At 67.1% G+C, this 15795-nt stretch carries 14 protein-coding genes; all 14 read left to right on the forward strand.

The genetic code is table 11. The features are described from left to right. The first annotated feature begins 56 nt into the window (after nt 1–56). Nucleotides 57–686, forward strand: a complete 630-nt coding sequence (gene pyrR / locus JQT59_RS21765) for a bifunctional pyr operon transcriptional regulator/uracil phosphoribosyltransferase PyrR (RefSeq protein WP_213571963.1) — start codon at nt 57–59, stop codon at nt 684–686. After that, the gene (locus JQT59_RS21770; RefSeq protein WP_159922689.1) at nt 687–1631 is read left to right on the forward strand and encodes an aspartate carbamoyltransferase catalytic subunit; all 945 of its coding nucleotides are present in this window, start codon (nt 687–689) and stop codon (nt 1629–1631) included. Next, complete coding sequence (locus tag JQT59_RS21775; protein ID WP_213571964.1) at nt 1628–2974, forward strand: dihydroorotase; 1347 nt, start codon at nt 1628–1630, stop codon at nt 2972–2974. Before JQT59_RS21770 ends, JQT59_RS21775 begins: the two co-directional genes overlap by 4 nt. Further along, nucleotides 2974–3534, forward strand: a complete 561-nt coding sequence (locus tag JQT59_RS21780; RefSeq protein WP_213571965.1) for a PH-like domain-containing protein — start codon at nt 2974–2976, stop codon at nt 3532–3534. The genes JQT59_RS21775 and JQT59_RS21780 overlap by 1 nt, the downstream gene beginning before the upstream one ends. Further along, complete coding sequence (carA, locus tag JQT59_RS21785) at nt 3531–4691, forward strand: glutamine-hydrolyzing carbamoyl-phosphate synthase small subunit (protein ID WP_159922683.1); 1161 nt, start codon at nt 3531–3533, stop codon at nt 4689–4691. The genes JQT59_RS21780 and carA overlap by 4 nt, the downstream gene beginning before the upstream one ends. Next, nucleotides 4691–8059: a carbamoyl-phosphate synthase large subunit gene (gene carB, locus JQT59_RS21790; protein ID WP_213571966.1), complete on the forward strand. Its 3369-nt coding sequence runs from the start codon at nt 4691–4693 to the stop codon at nt 8057–8059. The genes carA and carB overlap by 1 nt, the downstream gene beginning before the upstream one ends. Then, the gene (gene pyrF / locus JQT59_RS21795) at nt 8056–8895 is read left to right on the forward strand and encodes an orotidine-5'-phosphate decarboxylase (RefSeq protein ID WP_213571967.1); all 840 of its coding nucleotides are present in this window, start codon (nt 8056–8058) and stop codon (nt 8893–8895) included. The genes carB and pyrF overlap by 4 nt, the downstream gene beginning before the upstream one ends. Nucleotides 8896–9021: 126 nt before the next feature. After that, nucleotides 9022–9342, forward strand: a complete 321-nt coding sequence (gene mihF / locus JQT59_RS21800; RefSeq protein ID WP_005262298.1) for an integration host factor, actinobacterial type — start codon at nt 9022–9024, stop codon at nt 9340–9342. Between the two features lie 8 nt (nt 9343–9350). Then, nucleotides 9351–9965 carry a guanylate kinase gene (gene gmk / locus JQT59_RS21805; protein WP_109330271.1) on the forward strand — a complete coding sequence of 205 codons (615 nt, stop codon included), beginning with the start codon at nt 9351–9353 and terminating at the stop codon, nt 9963–9965. Nucleotides 9966–10014: 49 nt separating this feature from the next. Beyond that, nucleotides 10015–10320 (forward strand): DNA-directed RNA polymerase subunit omega, encoded by a 306-nt coding sequence (gene rpoZ, locus JQT59_RS21810; protein WP_213571968.1) that lies wholly within the window; start codon nt 10015–10017, stop codon nt 10318–10320. Between the two features lie 14 nt (nt 10321–10334). After that, the gene (gene coaBC, locus JQT59_RS21815) at nt 10335–11633 is read left to right on the forward strand and encodes a bifunctional phosphopantothenoylcysteine decarboxylase/phosphopantothenate--cysteine ligase CoaBC (protein ID WP_213577959.1); all 1299 of its coding nucleotides are present in this window, start codon (nt 10335–10337) and stop codon (nt 11631–11633) included. Nucleotides 11634–11767: 134 nt separating this feature from the next. Then, nucleotides 11768–12982, forward strand: coding sequence for a methionine adenosyltransferase (gene metK / locus JQT59_RS21820; protein WP_109330265.1), 1215 nt, complete (start codon nt 11768–11770; stop codon nt 12980–12982). 100 nt (nt 12983–13082) lie between these two features. Next, nucleotides 13083–15047 carry a primosomal protein N' gene (locus tag JQT59_RS21825; RefSeq protein WP_502939874.1) on the forward strand — a complete coding sequence of 655 codons (1965 nt, stop codon included), beginning with the start codon at nt 13083–13085 and terminating at the stop codon, nt 15045–15047. Nucleotides 15048–15133: 86 nt separating this feature from the next. Then, nucleotides 15134–15790, forward strand: coding sequence for a PadR family transcriptional regulator (locus tag JQT59_RS21830; protein WP_213571970.1), 657 nt, complete (start codon nt 15134–15136; stop codon nt 15788–15790). The last annotated feature ends 5 nt before the right edge of the window (nt 15791–15795 follow it).

Here is a 15795-nt window from a genome sequence, read left to right on the forward strand (position 1 = left end):
CCGCGTCAGGCATCCTTTAACGATCCGTCCAGTGAGGCGGAGAAGGAGGTCGTTGTATGCGCGTGCCCGAAGGGTCCCGCCCTGCCGAGGAACCGGCAGACGCAACACCGAAGTCGTCACCGGCAGTCGAGCCCGCGCGTGAGTTGTTGTCCGCAGCGGATGTAGGCCGCACCATTGCGCGTATCGCGCATCAGATCATCGAGAAGACCGCGATCGACGCCGCCGACGGTGAAGCGCCTCGCGTCGTCCTCATCGGGATACCCACCCGCGGCACGACCCTGGCGGCGCGTCTCGCTGCGAAGATCGAAGAATTCTCCGGCGTGCGTCCGCCGGTCGGTTCACTCGACATCACCCTCTACCGCGACGACCTGCGCACCAAGCCGCACCGCCCCCTCGAGCGGACCTCCGTCCCCGAGGGCGGTGTCGACAACGCGCTGGTGGTGCTGGTCGACGACGTGCTGTTTTCAGGTCGCACCGTCCGATCGGCTCTCGACGCCCTGCGTGACCTGGGACGGCCACGCGCAGTTCAGCTCGCGGTCCTCGTCGACCGCGGCCATCGGGAGCTGCCGTTGCGCGCCGACTACGTGGGGAAGAACGTGCCGACCGCCCGAACCGAGGACGTCAAGGTTCTCCTGGGCGAACACGACGGCCGTGACGCGGTCATGATCTCCGGGGGAAAGAGCTAAGTGAAGCACCTGTTGTCGATTGCGGACCTGACCCGAGGATCGGCGGTCGAGCTTCTCGACGAGGCGGAGCGCTTCGAACAGGCCCTCCTCGGGCGCGAGGTCCACAAGCTACCGACCCTGCGCGGCCGCACCGTCATGACAGTGTTCTTCGAGAACTCGACACGGACCCGGGTGTCCTTCGAGGTCGCGGGCAAGTGGATGAGCGCGGATGTCATCAATGTCAGCGCCTCGAGCTCGTCGGTCTCGAAGGGCGAATCGCTGCGTGATACGGCGATGACGTTGCGTGCCGCGGGCGCCGACGCGCTGATCGTGCGCCATCCGGCTTCGGGCGCCGCTCACCAGATCGCCTCGTGGACGGCCGGCCAGGACGACGGCGGACCGGCGATCATCAACGCGGGGGACGGCACCCATGAGCATCCCACCCAGGCGCTGCTCGACGCACTGACGCTGCGGCAGCGCCTCGGGGACATCGAGGGCAAGCGCATCGCCATCGTGGGTGACATCCTGCACAGCCGGGTGGCCAGGTCCAACGCGCTGCTGCTGTCGATGCTCGGTGCCGAGGTCGTTCTCGTGGCACCGCCCACGCTGCTCCCGGTCGGTGCCTCCTCCTGGCCGGTCACGGTGGCACACTCGTTCGACGCCGAACTCCCCGGGCTCGATGCGGTCCTGATGCTGCGCGTGCAGGCGGAACGGATGAACGGGGGATTCTTCCCGTCCCAGCGTGAGTACTCGATCAATTACGGACTGTCCGAGAAGCGCCTCGCTCTGCTCCCGGAGCATGCCGTCGTGCTGCACCCGGGCCCGATGCTGCGCGGTATGGAAATCGCCTCCGCAGTCGCGGACTCCCCGAGAGCCGCTGTGCTGCAACAGGTCACCAACGGAGTGCACATGCGTATGGCCGTGCTGTTCCGACTGCTTGTCGGTGCAGAGGAAGTTGCCGGATGAGCAACTCGACAGGAACAGGAGAGACAGTGCTCATCAAGAACGCGTTGCTGTACGGCGAGGGCGAACCCACCGATGTGCTGCTCGACGACGGGCTCGTCGCTGCCATCGGCGCGGACGCCGCGAAGTCCGCTGCTGCAGAAACCGAGGTCATCGATGCGGCCGGCCAGATTCTGCTGCCCGGATTCGTCGATTTGCACACACATTTGCGTGAGCCGGGCCGCGAGGACACCGAAACCATCGATTCCGGTTCGGCTGCGGCTGCGCTCGGTGGGTACACGGCAGTGTTCGCCATGGCCAACACCAGCCCCGTCGCCGACTCGGTGGTCGTCACCGACCACGTGTGGCGCCGCGGGCAGGAAGTCGGGCTCGTCGACGTGCATCCGGTCGGGGCCGTCACCGTCGGCCTCGAGGGGAAGCAACTCGCCGAGATGGCGACGATGGCCGCAGGATCCGGCCGGGTCCGGATGTTCTCGGACGACGGTCATTGCGTCTACGACCCACTGCTCATGCGCCGCGCCCTCGAGTACTCGAGCTCGCTCGGTGTGCTCATCGCCCAGCACGCGGAAGAACCCCGGCTGACCGTCGGTGCCGTCGCCCACGAAGGCCCGACCGCGGCCCGGCTGGGCCTGGCCGGCTGGCCTCGTGCAGCCGAGGAGTCGATCGTCGCCCGTGATGCGCTGCTCGCCCGGGATTCCGGCGCCCGTGTCCACATTTGCCACGCCTCCACCGCCGGAACGGTCGAGTTGGTGAAATGGGCGCGAGGGCAGGGTATTTCGATCACCGCCGAGGTGACGCCGCATCATTTGCTCCTCGACGACTCACGTCTCGAAACATACGACGCCGTCAACAAGGTGAACCCGCCGCTGCGCGAAGCCAGTGATGTCGCGGCGTTGCGCGCCGGTCTCGCCGAGGGGGTCATCGACTGCGTCGCCACCGATCACGCCCCGCACGCCGAGCAGGACAAGTGCTGCGAATTCGCCGCGGCCCGTCCCGGCATGCTGGGTCTGGAGACGGCGCTGTCGATCGTCGCGATGACCATGGTCCGGCCGGGCCTCCTCGACTGGCGTGGGGTGGCCCGGGTGATGAGCGAACGTCCCGCAGAGATCGTCGGACTCGACGACCAGGGGCGTCCCATCGCCGTCGGTGAACCGGCCAACTTGGTGCTGGTCGATCCGGATGCCGAATGGACGGTGCACGGGCCCGCACTCGCCAGCGTGGCGTCCAACACGCCGTACGAGTCGATGACGCTGCCGGCGCGGGTCACCACCACCATCCTCCGGGGCCGGGTCACCGCGCGGAACGGTGACGTCCGCATTCCCGTACGCGGCGGCGGAGGACAGTGATGGAGAGAATCCTCTGGATCGTCGGCCTGGCCGCCTTCTGGGCGCTGGCGATCTACCTCATGTACGTCGGATGGCGTGGCCGGGCCCGTTGGCAGGCCGACCGCATCGGTCAGCTGCCGTCCGTTCCCGCCCACCTGGGTGCGCAGACGATCGCGCCGGCCACCGGACTCTACGTCGGCAGCACGCTTGCACCCAGCTGGCAGGACCGAATTGCGGTCGGGGACCTCGGGTTCCGGGCCACCGGTGAAATTTCGAGGTACCACTCCGGCATCCTGCTCGAAAGGGACGGCGCCTCGGCGATCTGGATTCCGCAGGACGCGATTCGTGCGGTGCGCACGGAGCGCGGCCTCGCCGGCAAGGTCATGAGCAAGGACGGACTCCTGGTGATCCGATGGGCACTGCCGTCCGGCACCGAGATCGACACCGGATTCCGCAGCGACGACAAGTCCGTCTACCCCGTCTGGGTCAACTCGGGCGAGTCGGGCGGCACCACAGACAGTGAAGATTCAGCGAATGCGGCGAGCTCTGGCGAGGTCGAGCAGAACGGAGAGAACGCATGAGCGGCTATGACACCGACTCGGCAGTACTGGTCCTCGAGGACGGTCGGATCTTTCGCGGCACCACGTTCGGTGCCGTCGGGCAGACACTGGGCGAGGCCGTCTTCAGCACCGGCATGACCGGCTACCAGGAGACACTGACCGACCCCAGCTATCACCGCCAGATCGTGGTGGCCACGGCGCCGCAGATCGGCAACACCGGCTGGAACGACGAAGACGACGAGTCCGTCGGTCCCACCGGCAGCAGTGCGGAAGCGAAAATCTGGGTAGCCGGTTACGTGGTCCGCGATCCTGCGCGCCGCACCTCGAGCTGGCGCGCGACCGGGTCGCTACAGGACGAACTGGTGAAGCAGGGTGTCGTGGGGATCGCCGGCATCGACACCCGCGCCCTCGTGCGTCACCTGCGCACCCGGGGGTCGATGCGGGCCGGAGTGTTCTCCGGAGATGCGCTCGCCGAACCGGAGGTGTTGCTGGAGCGGGTGAAGAGCCAGCCGTCGATGCTCGGCGCCGATCTCGCGGGTGAGGTCAGCACCACCAGCGGGTATGTCGTCGAGCCGACCGGGGGCGAGGCCCGCTTCACGGTCGCCGCGATCGACTTGGGTATCAAGACCAACACCCCGCGCATGTTCGCCGAGCGGGGTATCCGCGTACACGTTCTGCCGTCCGACGCGACGCTCGAGCAGATCCTCGACCTGAAGGCCGACGGCGTGTTCCTCTCGAACGGTCCGGGCGACCCGGCCACCGCGGACGGCGCCGTACATCTCACGAAGGAAGTAATCGGGCAGGGCCTGCCCCTGTTCGGTATCTGCTTCGGCAATCAGATCCTGGGCCGCGCGCTGGGCCTCGGCACCTACAAGATGAAATTCGGTCACCGCGGAATCAACGTCCCGGTGATCGAACACGAAACCGGACGCATCGCGATCACCGCACAGAATCACGGGTTCGCGCTCGAAGGGGAGGCCGGGCAGGAATTCGACACGCCCTTCGGCAGGGCGGTGATCAGCCATACCTGCGCCAACGACGGCGCCGTCGAAGGAGTCCGTCTGCTCGACGGCTCGGCCTTCTCGGTGCAGTATCACCCTGAGGCCGCCGCCGGCCCGCACGATGCTGCTTACCTGTTCGACCGATTCACCAGCCTGCTCGAGGGAGTCAAGAAGTAATGCCACGCCGTTCAGATCTCTCCCACATCCTGGTGATCGGCTCCGGCCCGATCGTCATCGGCCAGGCCTGCGAGTTCGACTACTCCGGTACGCAGGCATGCCGGGTGCTGCGCGAAGAGGGCCTGCGGGTCAGCCTCGTCAACTCGAACCCGGCCACCATCATGACGGACCCCGAGTTCGCCGACTCCACCTACGTGGAGCCGATCACGGCGGAGTTCGTCGAGAAGGTCATCGCTCTCGAGGCCGCGAACGGTCACCCCATCGACGCGGTTCTCGCGACCCTCGGTGGTCAGACCGCGCTCAACACCGCAGTGGCCCTGCACGAGCAGGGGATCCTCGAGAAGTACGACGTCGAACTGATCGGCGCCGACTTCGAAGCGATCCAACGCGGCGAGGACCGCCAGAAATTCAAGGACATCGTCGCCAAGGTCGGTGGCGAGTCGGCCCGGTCCCGGGTCTGCTACACGATGGACGAGGTCCGCGACACGGTGGCCGAACTCGGCTTCCCGGTGGTGGTCCGGCCGTCGTTCACCATGGGTGGCCTGGGGTCCGGCATGGCGTACGACGACGAGGACCTCGCCCGCATCGCCGGTGGCGGACTGGCCGCGTCGCCCACCGCCAACGTGCTCATCGAGGAATCGATCCTCGGGTGGAAGGAATACGAACTCGAGCTCATGCGCGACGGCCGCGACAACGTGGTCATCGTCTGCTCCATCGAGAACGTCGATCCCGTCGGCGTGCACACCGGTGACTCGGTGACCGTCGCTCCCGCGATGACTCTCACCGACCGCGAGTACCAGGCGATGCGCGACCTGTCGATCGACATCCTGCGCGAGGTCGGCGTCGACACCGGTGGTTGCAACATTCAGTTCGCGATGGACCCGGCCGACGGCCGCCTCGTCGTCATCGAGATGAATCCGCGGGTGTCGCGGTCGAGTGCTCTGGCGTCCAAGGCGACGGGCTTCCCGATCGCGAAGATCGCGGCGAAGCTCGCCATCGGCTACACCCTCGACGAGATCGTCAACGACATCACCAAGGAAACCCCGGCGTGCTTCGAACCCACGCTCGACTACGTGGTGGTGAAGGCTCCCCGCTTCGCATTCGAGAAGTTCCCCGGTGCCGACGCGACTCTCACCACCACGATGAAGTCGGTCGGTGAGGCCATGTCGATCGGCCGCAACTTCACCGAGGCGCTCGGTAAGGTCATGCGCTCGCTGGAGACGAAGCAGACAGGATTCTGGACCGGGCCGCAGGTGGCCACCGAGAACCTGGAGACGCTGCTCGCCGAGCTCGCCGTGCCGCACGAGGGCAGGCTGTACGGCATCGAGAAGGCCATGAGTCTCGGTGCCACCCTCGAGCAGTTGTTCGACGCCACGGGAATCGATCCCTGGTTCCTCGACCAGATGTTGCAGATCCACGAGCTCGGTAGCGAGCTGCGCGAGGTCGACGAGGTGGACGAGCGCGTGCTGCGGCGCGTCAAGCACCACGGGTTCTCCGACCGGCAGGTTGCGGTGCTTCGCCCCGAGCTGGGTGACGAAGATTCCGTTCGGGCGCTGCGCGAGCAGTGGAACATCCACCCCGTCTACAAGACCGTGGATACCTGTGCAGCCGAGTTCGAGGCGAAGACGCCGTACCACTACTCCACCTACGAGCTCGATCCGGAGGCCGAGTCGGAGGTGGCTCCGCAGACGGAGCGTCCGAAGGTCCTCATCCTCGGTTCAGGCCCCAACCGCATCGGTCAGGGCATCGAGTTCGACTATTCCTGTGTCCACGCGGCCCTGACGTTGTCCGAGGCCGGTTACGAGACGGTGATGGTCAACTGCAACCCGGAGACCGTCTCCACCGACTACGACACCGCCGACCGGCTGTACTTCGAGCCGCTCACGTTCGAGGACGTGCTCGAGGTGTACCGGGCGGAGTCGCTGTCCGGCACCGTCGCCGGCGTGATCGTGCAGCTCGGCGGACAGACACCGCTGGGTCTGGCGAAACGGCTCAAAGCCGCAGGAGTGCCCATCGTCGGGACCAGCCCCGAGGCCATCGACCTCGCCGAGGACCGTGGCGAATTCGGCAAGGTACTGGTAGAGGCGGGATTGCCGGCGCCCAAGTTCGGAACGGCAACCACGTTCACCGGTGCCCGCGACATCGCCGCCGGTATCGGATACCCGGTGCTCGTGCGACCGTCTTACGTGCTCGGTGGCCGCGGCATGGAAATCGTCTACGACGAGGCCTCGCTCGAGAGCTACATCTCCCGCGCCACCGAAATATCCGACGACCGGCCCGTACTGGTCGACCGGTTCCTGGAAGACGCCATCGAGATCGACGTCGACGCGCTCTGCGACGGGAACGAGGTGTACATCGGGGGAGTGATGGAACACATCGAGGAAGCCGGCATTCACTCCGGCGACTCGGCGTGCGCCCTGCCCCCGATCACCCTCGGTCGCGCTGACCTCGAGAACGTCCGCCGTTCGACGGAGGCGCTCGCGAAGGGTATCGGCGTCAAGGGGTTGCTCAATGTGCAGTACGCCCTCAAGGACGACATCCTGTACGTCCTCGAAGCCAACCCCCGTGCCAGCCGGACCGTGCCGTTCGTGTCGAAGGCCACGGCCGTGCAACTGGCCAAGGCTTGCGCACGCGTCATGCTCGGCGAGACCATCGCGGAGTTGCGGGAAACCGGACTCCTTCCGGCCACCGGTGACGGTGGTTTCACCCCGGCGGACGCACCCGTCGCCGTCAAGGAGGCCGTTCTTCCGTTCAACCGGTTCCGACGCGCCGACGGCACCGGGGTGGACACACTGCTGAGTCCCGAGATGAAGTCGACGGGCGAGGTCATGGGTATCGACGCCGACTTCGGCACCGCGTTCGCCAAGAGCCAGACAGCTGCGTACGGGTCACTCCCCATCTCCGGGTCGGTGTTCGTCTCGGTCGCGAACAAGGACAAGCGGTCGCTGATCTTCCCGGTCAAGCGGCTGGCCGACCTGGGTTTCCGAATTCTCGCGACCGAGGGCACCGCGGCGGTCCTGCGCCGCAACGGCATCGTCTGCGAGGACGTGCACAAGCACTCCGGCGAGCCCCTGGAGGAGGGCGCCCGCACCATCGTCGACCAGATTCGTGACGGTGAGGTCGACATGGTGATCAACACCCCGTACGGCAACTCCGGGCCCCGGGTGGACGGGTACGAGATCCGTAGCGCGGCCGTCGGCGTGAACATCCCCTGCGTCACCACCGTGCAGGGCGCGTCCGCTGCGGTCCAGGGCATCGAGGCCGCGATCCGCGGCGACATCGGCGTTCAGTCGCTGCAGGCGTTGCATGCCCGGCTGCGCTCACCGGCCCCGTTCGATGGTTCCGACACGGGTTCCCTCACCTCGTGACGGACCGGCACCAGGACCAGGCGTGGGGTGCTCGGCTGAGGGCCGCGGTCGAGCACCGCGGCCGCCTGTGCGTCGGCATCGACCCGCACCCGGGGTTGCTCGAGGCGTGGGACCTTCCCGTCGATGCGGAGGGGCTCGAGGCCTTTGCCGAGATCTGCGTGGAGGCCTTCGTCGGTGAGGTGGCCGTCGTGAAGCCCCAGGTGGCGTTCTTCGAAGTGTACGGCTCGGCCGGGTACGCGGTGCTCGAACGCACCATCTGTGTTCTCCGGGAGGCCGGGACGCTCGTCGTCGCGGATGCGAAACGGGGTGACATCGGGTCGACGATGGCCGCCTACGCGCAGTCGTGGCTCGGCCTGGACTCGGCGCTGTCTTCCGATGCGGTGACGGTCTCGCCCTATCTGGGGTTCGGTGCGCTCGAACCGGCCCTCTCGCTGGCGGCGGAGCAGGGCCGCGGGCTGTTCGTGCTTGCTCGCACCTCGAATCCCGAGGGCGGGGAGTTGCAGGGTGCTGACGTTGCCGGGGGCGTGTCGGTGGCGCAGTCCGTGGTGAATGCGGCGGCCGAGCACAATGCGGCAGAATCCGACCTGGTCGGGCTGGTCGTCGGTGCGACACGCGGACACGGTCTGGATTTGTCGAATTTTTCTGGACCAATTCTGGCGCCGGGACTGGGTGCCCAGGGTGCCACAGCACGTGACCTTGCGGACATTTTTCCCGATTCCCGGAAGTTGCTGCTGCCGAACAGTTCTCGCGGTATTCTCCGTGAGGGTCCGTCGGTGACGGCCCTGCGTGCGGCCGCTGTGAAGGTTCGTGACGAGGTCGAGTCCGCACTCTCATAGCCCACCGGAATCCGGCTTTGACCTCGGGGGGTGGGTTCGCAATCGGCGCCGGGCGTGAGTACGGTCGCTATCGCTGCTGGTTATCCAGTGGTTTGGACTATTTGCCAACGACGAGACGGAGGAACCGTGGCCCTTCCCCAGTTGACTGATGAGCAGCGCGCTGCTGCTTTGGAGAAGGCAGCTGCTGCCCGTAAAGCCAGGGCCGAGCTCAAGGAGCGCCTGAAGCGTGGCGGCACCGACCTCAAGCAGGTTCTCAAGGACGCCGAGGACGACGAGATCTTGGGCAAGATGAAGGTGTCGGCGTTGCTCGAGGCACTGCCCAAGGTGGGCAAGGTCAAGGCGCAGGAGATCATGACCGAGCTGGAGATCGCTCCGACCCGTCGCCTCCGTGGCCTCGGCGATCGGCAGCGTAAGGCCCTGCTCGCCAGGTTCGACTTCGAGGCCTGAGCACGACAGTGGTAGCTGACGCTCGAGTGTCAGAAAGAAAGACCGCAGTGCGGAGGGGTCGGCTGGTTGTCCTGGCCGGCCCCTCGGCTGTCGGTAAGTCCAGCGTGGTGCGATTGTTGCGGGAACGGCTGCCGGAGCTCGTCTTCAGCGTGTCCGCGACGACACGTGACCCACGCCCGGGCGAGGTGGACGGCAAGGATTACCGCTTCACCTCTCGCGACGAATTCCAGCGGATGATCGAGTCGGGCGAGCTGCTCGAGTGGGCGGAGATCCACGGTGGCCTCCAGCTGTCGGGCACCCCAGCCGAACCGGTCCGCCGCGCCATCGAGCAGGGAAAACCGGTGCTGGTCGAGGTCGATCTCGCCGGTGCCCGGGCAGTGCGGGCTGCAATGCCGGAGGCGCTTCTGGTCTTCATGGCCCCGCCCAGTTGGGAAGCACTTGTCGAGCGCTTGACCGGCCGGGGCACCGAATCGCCGGAAGTGGTGGAGCGTCGTCTCGCCACCGCGAAGGTCGAGCTCGAGGCTCAGGACGAGTTCGACGAGGTCATCGTCAACGAGGATGTCAGCCGATCGTGCGACGAGTTGGTATCCTTGTTGGTTGGACCCCGGGAACAGTCCGGGTAGACCACTAGTTCTCACATCCACTAGCCAGAACTATTTCAGGAGATACCGAGTGAGCAGCACCCCCGCAGCCGCGTCCGCAACCCCCAGCCATGGCGCCCTGCCTGCCTATGACACACCGCTCGGAATCACGAATCCTCCGATCGACGAGCTGCTCGCACGTACCTCGTCGAAGTACGCGCTGGTCATCTACTCGGCCAAGCGTGCCCGGCAGATCAACGATTACTACAACCAGCTCGGTGACGGCATCCTCGAGTACGTCGGACCCCTGGTGGAGCCGGGCCTGCAGGAAAAGCCCTTGTCCATCGCGCTGCGTGAGATCCACTCCGATCTGCTCGAGCACACCGAAGGCGAGTGAGCGGAGGAACTGCCGTGCCCGACAAGGCGGCGAGCCCCGGGCTCGAAACGGGTCTCTCCGAATCTGCCCCCTCCGCAGTCGCACGCAAGCGAATCGTCGTCGGTGTCGGCGGCGGTATCGCGGCGTACAAGAGCTGCGCGATCATCCGCGCGTTCACCGAGAGCGGCCACCACGTGCGCGTCATCCCGACGGAGTCCGCCCTCGAGTTCGTGGGCCGGGCGACGTTCGAGGCGCTGTCCGGCAATCCGGTGCACACCGGAGTATTCGCCGACGTTCCGCAGGTGCCGCACGTCCGCCTGGGACAGGAAGCGGACCTCGTGGTCATCGCGCCTGCCACCGCGGATCTGATGGCCCGTGCCGTCGCCGGGCGGGCCGACGACCTGCTCACCGCGACGTTGCTCACTGCACGATGTCCGGTGGTGTTCGCACCCGCGATGCACACCGAGATGTGGGAGCATCCCGCCACGGTGTCCAATGTGGCAACCCTGCGCTTGCGTGGGGCCACGGTGATCGAGCCGGCATCCGGTCGCCTGACGGGCAAGGACACCGGCGCCGGCCGACTGCCCGAACCGGATGAGATCGTCGGGCTCGCCTCGTTGCTCCTCGAGCGGCCCGACGCGTTGCCGCGCGATCTCGAAGGGCGTCGGATCCTCGTCTCAGCCGGTGGCACCCGGGAACCGCTCGATCCGGTCCGTTTCCTCGGCAATCGCAGCTCCGGGAAGCAGGGCTATGCCATCGCCCGTCTCGCGGTGCAGCGCGGCGCCGACGTCACGCTGGTGTCCGGATACACCGCAGGCCTCGCTGATCCGGCCGCCGTCGACGTCGTTCACGTGCGCACGGCCGAGGACATGCGTGCTGCCGTCGCCAAACACGCACCCGAGTTCGATGCGGTCGTGATGGCGGCCGCGGTCGCCGACTTCCGTCCGTCCACCACGGTGGCCAGCAAGATCAAGAAGGGCGCCGGAGAACCCGACTCCATCGCACTGACCAAGAACGAGGACATTCTGGCCGGTCTGGTGCAGTCCCGGGCCGAAGGCGAGATTCCGTCGGCCACCGTGATCGTCGGTTTCGCCGCCGAAACCGGTGACGCGGACGGAGACGTCCTCACCTATGCGCGCGCGAAGCTCGCCCGGAAGGGATGCGACCTCCTGGTCGTCAACGCCGTCGGGGAGGGCAAAGCCTTCGAGGTCGACCACAACGACGGATGGCTACTCGGCGCGGACGGTTCGGAGTCCGCCCTCGAGCACGGCTCGAAGGCACTGATGGCGAGCCGGGTGCTCGATGCCGTCGAGCAACTGTTCCGGGCCCGTTGAGGACGGATCCTCGGTTGTTTCGGTGAGCGTAAAGGTGTCACTCACACCGGGGTGCCGCTAGGGTCGTTCGCGATGGTACATAGCTAAGCTGTTTCCAAGCGCTGTCCAGAAGACAACTGTCGAGAGGGAATTCTGTGAGCCAGTCCGGTAGTCGGCTATTCACCAGTGAGTCTGTGACCGAGGGGCACCCGGACAAGATTTGTGATGCGATCAGCGACTCCATCCTCGACGCCCTCCTCACGGACGACCCACGCGCCCGGGTCGCAGTCGAGACCCTGGTTACCACAGGACAGGTCCACGTCGCCGGCGAGGTGACCACCACCGCCTACGCCGACATACCCAAGATCGTGCGCGACACCGTGCTCGAGATCGGGTACGACTCGTCGGCGAAGGGTTTCGACGGCAATTCCTGCGGCGTCAACGTAGCGATCGGTGCGCAGTCCCCGGAGATCGCGCAGGGCGTCGACCATTCACACGAAGCCCGGACCGGTGGCCTGACCGACGACGACATCGACCGGCAAGGGGCCGGCGACCAGGGACTGATGTTCGGGTTCGCCACCACGGACACCCCGGAACTGATGCCGCTGCCGATCGCGCTGGCTCACCGGCTCTCCCGTCGCCTTACCGAGGTCCGTAAGTCCGGCGTCCTGCCGTACCTGCGACCGGACGGAAAGACGCAGGTCACGATCGAGTACGACGGGGACAAGCCCGTCCGCCTCGACACCGTAGTCATCTCTACGCAGCACGCTGCCGACATCGATCTCGACAACCTCCTCACACCGGATCTGCGGGAGAAGGTTCTAGGATCGGTGCTCGCCGACCTCCGGATGCCGGAGCTCGACACGTCGAACATTCGACTTCTCGTCAATCCGACGGGCAAGTTCGTCCTCGGTGGCCCGATGGGTGATGCCGGGCTGACCGGGCGGAAGATCATCGTCGACACCTATGGCGGTATGGCCCGTCATGGCGGTGGCGCGTTCTCCGGCAAGGACCCGTCGAAGGTGGACCGGTCGGCCGCATACGCCATGCGCTGGGTGGCCAAGAATGCAGTCGCGGCAGGTCTCGCGGATCGCATCGAGGTTCAGGTGGCGTACGCGATCGGAAAGGCTGCGCCGGTCGGGCTGTTCGTGGAGACGTTCGGAACCGAGAAGACCGATCCGGTGCGGATCCAACAGGCGATCACCGAAACCTTCGACCTGCGTCCGGGCGCCATCATCCGCGACCTCGACCTGCTGCGCCCTATCTACGCACAGACTGCCGCGTACGGTCACTTCGGCCGCACCGACATCGATCTTCCCTGGGAGAGTGTCGATCGGGCGGAGAAGCTGCGCGCAGCTGCAGGTCTCTGATCGGTAGCCGCCCTGCTGCGGGCGCCGTCCTGGTGGAGGGCAGGCTGTGACGTCAGCCAAGCTTGCGGCGGAGGTCGATCCGGTGGCGCGGGTGCTGCCGATGCTGCCGCTCCCGCACCTCGACCGCGAGTTCGACTATCTCGTTCCTCGCGAGCTCGACGAGCAGGCTCAACCGGGTGTGCGGGTGCGCATCCGATTTGCGGGGCGTCTCGTGGACGGTTTCGTGGTTTCCCGTACGGCGACCAGCGATCACCAGGGACGCTTCGGCTGGCTCGAACGGGTGATCTCTCCGGAGCGAGTACTCACTCCGGAGATCACCCGGCTCGTGGAACTCGTTGCCGCTCGGTACGCAGGTACCCGAGCGGATGTGCTGCGTCTGGCCGTTCCGCCGCGGCACGCCCGGGCAGAAGCGGAGGGCGCGCCGGAATCCGCTCCGACACCGGAACACGCCGTCGACCGAGAAGCGTGGGCCCAGTACGTTCACGGTGAGGCGTTCCTGTCCGCCCTTGCGGAGCAGCGGAGTCCGCGGGCCGTCTGGCAGGCGCTGCCCGGCGAGGACTGGCCGGCACGGCTGGCCGAACTGTCGGCAATCGCCGCCGGCGCCGACACCAGCACGGTCATCGTGGTGCCCGATCAGCGCGATCTGGATCGGGTGGTTGCGGCTGTGGAGTCCCTGCTGGGCAGTAACCGGGTCGTCGGTCTCGCCGCGGGTCTCGGCCCCGCGCTGCGGTACCGGCGTTGGCTTGCCGCCCTTCGGGGGACCGCCAAAGTGGTCGTGGGCACCCGCAGTTCCGTGTTCGCGCCGACGCCTCGGACAGGTTTGATCGTCATCTGGGACGACGGCGACGACAGTCACTCCGAGCCGCGGGCGCCCTACCCCCACGCTCGCGAGGTGGCGCTCCTGCGGGCGTACGCCGCCGGGAGCGCAATGGTGGTGGCCGGGCATGCCCGCACCGCCGAGGGGCAGGCCCTCGTCGACTCCGGATGGGCACACGACCTGGTCGCGTCCCGCGACGTGGTCCGGGCCCGCGCCCCCAAGATCACCGCCCTCGCTGACAGCGATCATGCGCTCGCCAGAGACCCGGGAGCCCGCGCTGCCCGCCTGCCTGCCATTGCCTTCGCCGCGGCACGCGAGGCGCTCGGTGCAGGCAGGGGAGTGCTGGTCCAGGTGCCCCGCCGTGGGTATGTCCCGAGTCTCGCGTGCGGCAAATGCCGCGCTCCTGCCCGCTGCAGACGGTGCAACGGGCCCTTGGCGCTTCCGTCGGCCGCCGGTCCGGACGGGGCGGGCACACCGGCATGCCGATGGTGCGGGGTCGCGGACGCCGCGCACCGCTGTCACGCCTGCGGCGCCCGAGCGCTGCGGGCCGTGGTGGTAGGAGCAGGCCGGACGGCGGAGGAACTCGGGCGAGCGTTTCCCGGTGTACCGGTCCGGATGTCCGGGGGAAGCGACGTCATCGATGTCGTCGAGCCGGGGCCGGCGCTGGTGGTCTCCACCGTCGGCGCCGAACCGGTGATGACCGGCGGATACGGCGCCGCACTGCTCCTGGACGGCTGGGCGTTGCTCGGACGTCCGGATCTCCGAGCGGCTGAGGAGACCCTGCGGCGCTGGATGACGGCTTCGGCCCTCGTGAAGCCGTTCGGTGACGGTGGCCAGGTGGTCGTTGTCGCCGATTCAGGTATTCCGACAGTGCAAGCACTGGTCCGATGGGATCCGGTCGGTCACGCCCGCGCGCAGTACGAAGAACGGGCAGAAGTCGGGTTTCCGCCGGCGATTCATCTGGCGGCCGTCGACGGCAGCGCAAAGGCTGTCGCGGAGCTCCTGGAACTGGCCGACCTTCCTGATAACGCGGAGTTGTTGGGCCCTGTGGAACTGCCGGAGGGGGCCCGCTTGCCTGTCGCCGGTGATTCGCCGGAGCCGGCCGATGTCGAGCGGATGCTGGTGCGCGTACCCCGTGGTGAGGGAAAACCGTTGGCGGAGGCGCTGTCTGCAGCTCAGGCGGTCCGCAGTGCCCGGCGGGAATCGCATCCGGTGCGAGTCCAGATCGACCCCATCCACATCGGCTGATGCCAATGCACTCATCCCCTATGGTTGCGCGAGGGCTTTTGACGATATATCGTTGATGCATCACCGATAAGCCTGAGGAGGCTGACATGCAGAACTTTGATTTCGGACACCGCGGTTCCCGCAGGGACCGATTCGCGCACCAGCGGACGGGCCGCCCAGAGGGCGCGCACCGTCACGGGCACCGTCGCGGGCCGTTCGGTCCGGACGGAGATCCCGGATTCGGTCCGGGTATGGCGTTCGGCCGAGGCCGGGGCCGCGGTGGCAGGGGGCGACGCGGTGATGTCCGTTCGGCGATCCTCCTGCTGCTCGCGGAGGAACCGATGCACGGGTACGAGCTCATCCAGCAGATCGTCGACCGGAGTGGTGGGGTGTGGAAGCCCAGCCCCGGATCGATTTACCCCGCACTGTCGCAGCTCGAGGACGAGGGGCTCGTTCTCATCGAGAAGGTCGCGGGACGCAAGACCGCTCGTCTGACCGAGGAAGGGAAGGCGTTCGTCGAGGCGAACACCGCAGAGCTCGGCACCCCCTGGGACGACGTCCGCGAGAGTGTCGGCCGGCCGGCCGAAGACCTGCGCGGCCTGATCGGGCAGCTCATGGGCGCGGCAGGGCAGGTTGCCGCTGTGGGAAATGAGGATCAGATCCGGCGAGCCGGAGAAATTCTCACCGAAACCCGGCGTGCGTTGTACCGGCTTCTCGCGGAGGACGAACAGGACTCCGGCGACACGAAGAGCGCCGACTCCTAGCGACA

It is taken from the genome of Rhodococcus sp. USK13 (assembly GCF_018343855.1).
Lineage (GTDB): Bacteria > Actinomycetota > Actinomycetes > Mycobacteriales > Mycobacteriaceae > Rhodococcus_F > Rhodococcus_F oxybenzonivorans.

What these genes read in the sequence shown, in the direction of transcription:
- pyrR (WP_213571963.1), top strand. Translation starts at nt 57, where the DNA reads ATGCGCGTGCCCGAAGGGTCCCGCCCTGCCGAGGAACCGGCAGACGCA.
- JQT59_RS21780 (WP_213571965.1), top strand. Translation starts at nt 2,974, where the DNA reads ATGGAGAGAATCCTCTGGATCGTCGGCCTGGCCGCCTTCTGGGCGCTG.
- carB (WP_213571966.1), top strand. Translation starts at nt 4,691, where the DNA reads ATGCCACGCCGTTCAGATCTCTCCCACATCCTGGTGATCGGCTCCGGC.
- JQT59_RS21830 (WP_213571970.1), top strand. Translation starts at nt 15,134, where the DNA reads ATGCAGAACTTTGATTTCGGACACCGCGGTTCCCGCAGGGACCGATTC.
- JQT59_RS21775 (WP_213571964.1), top strand. Translation starts at nt 1,628, where the DNA reads ATGAGCAACTCGACAGGAACAGGAGAGACAGTGCTCATCAAGAACGCG.
- JQT59_RS21825 (WP_502939874.1), top strand. Translation starts at nt 13,083, where the DNA reads ATGCTGCCGCTCCCGCACCTCGACCGCGAGTTCGACTATCTCGTTCCT.
- carA (WP_159922683.1), top strand. Translation starts at nt 3,531, where the DNA reads ATGAGCGGCTATGACACCGACTCGGCAGTACTGGTCCTCGAGGACGGT.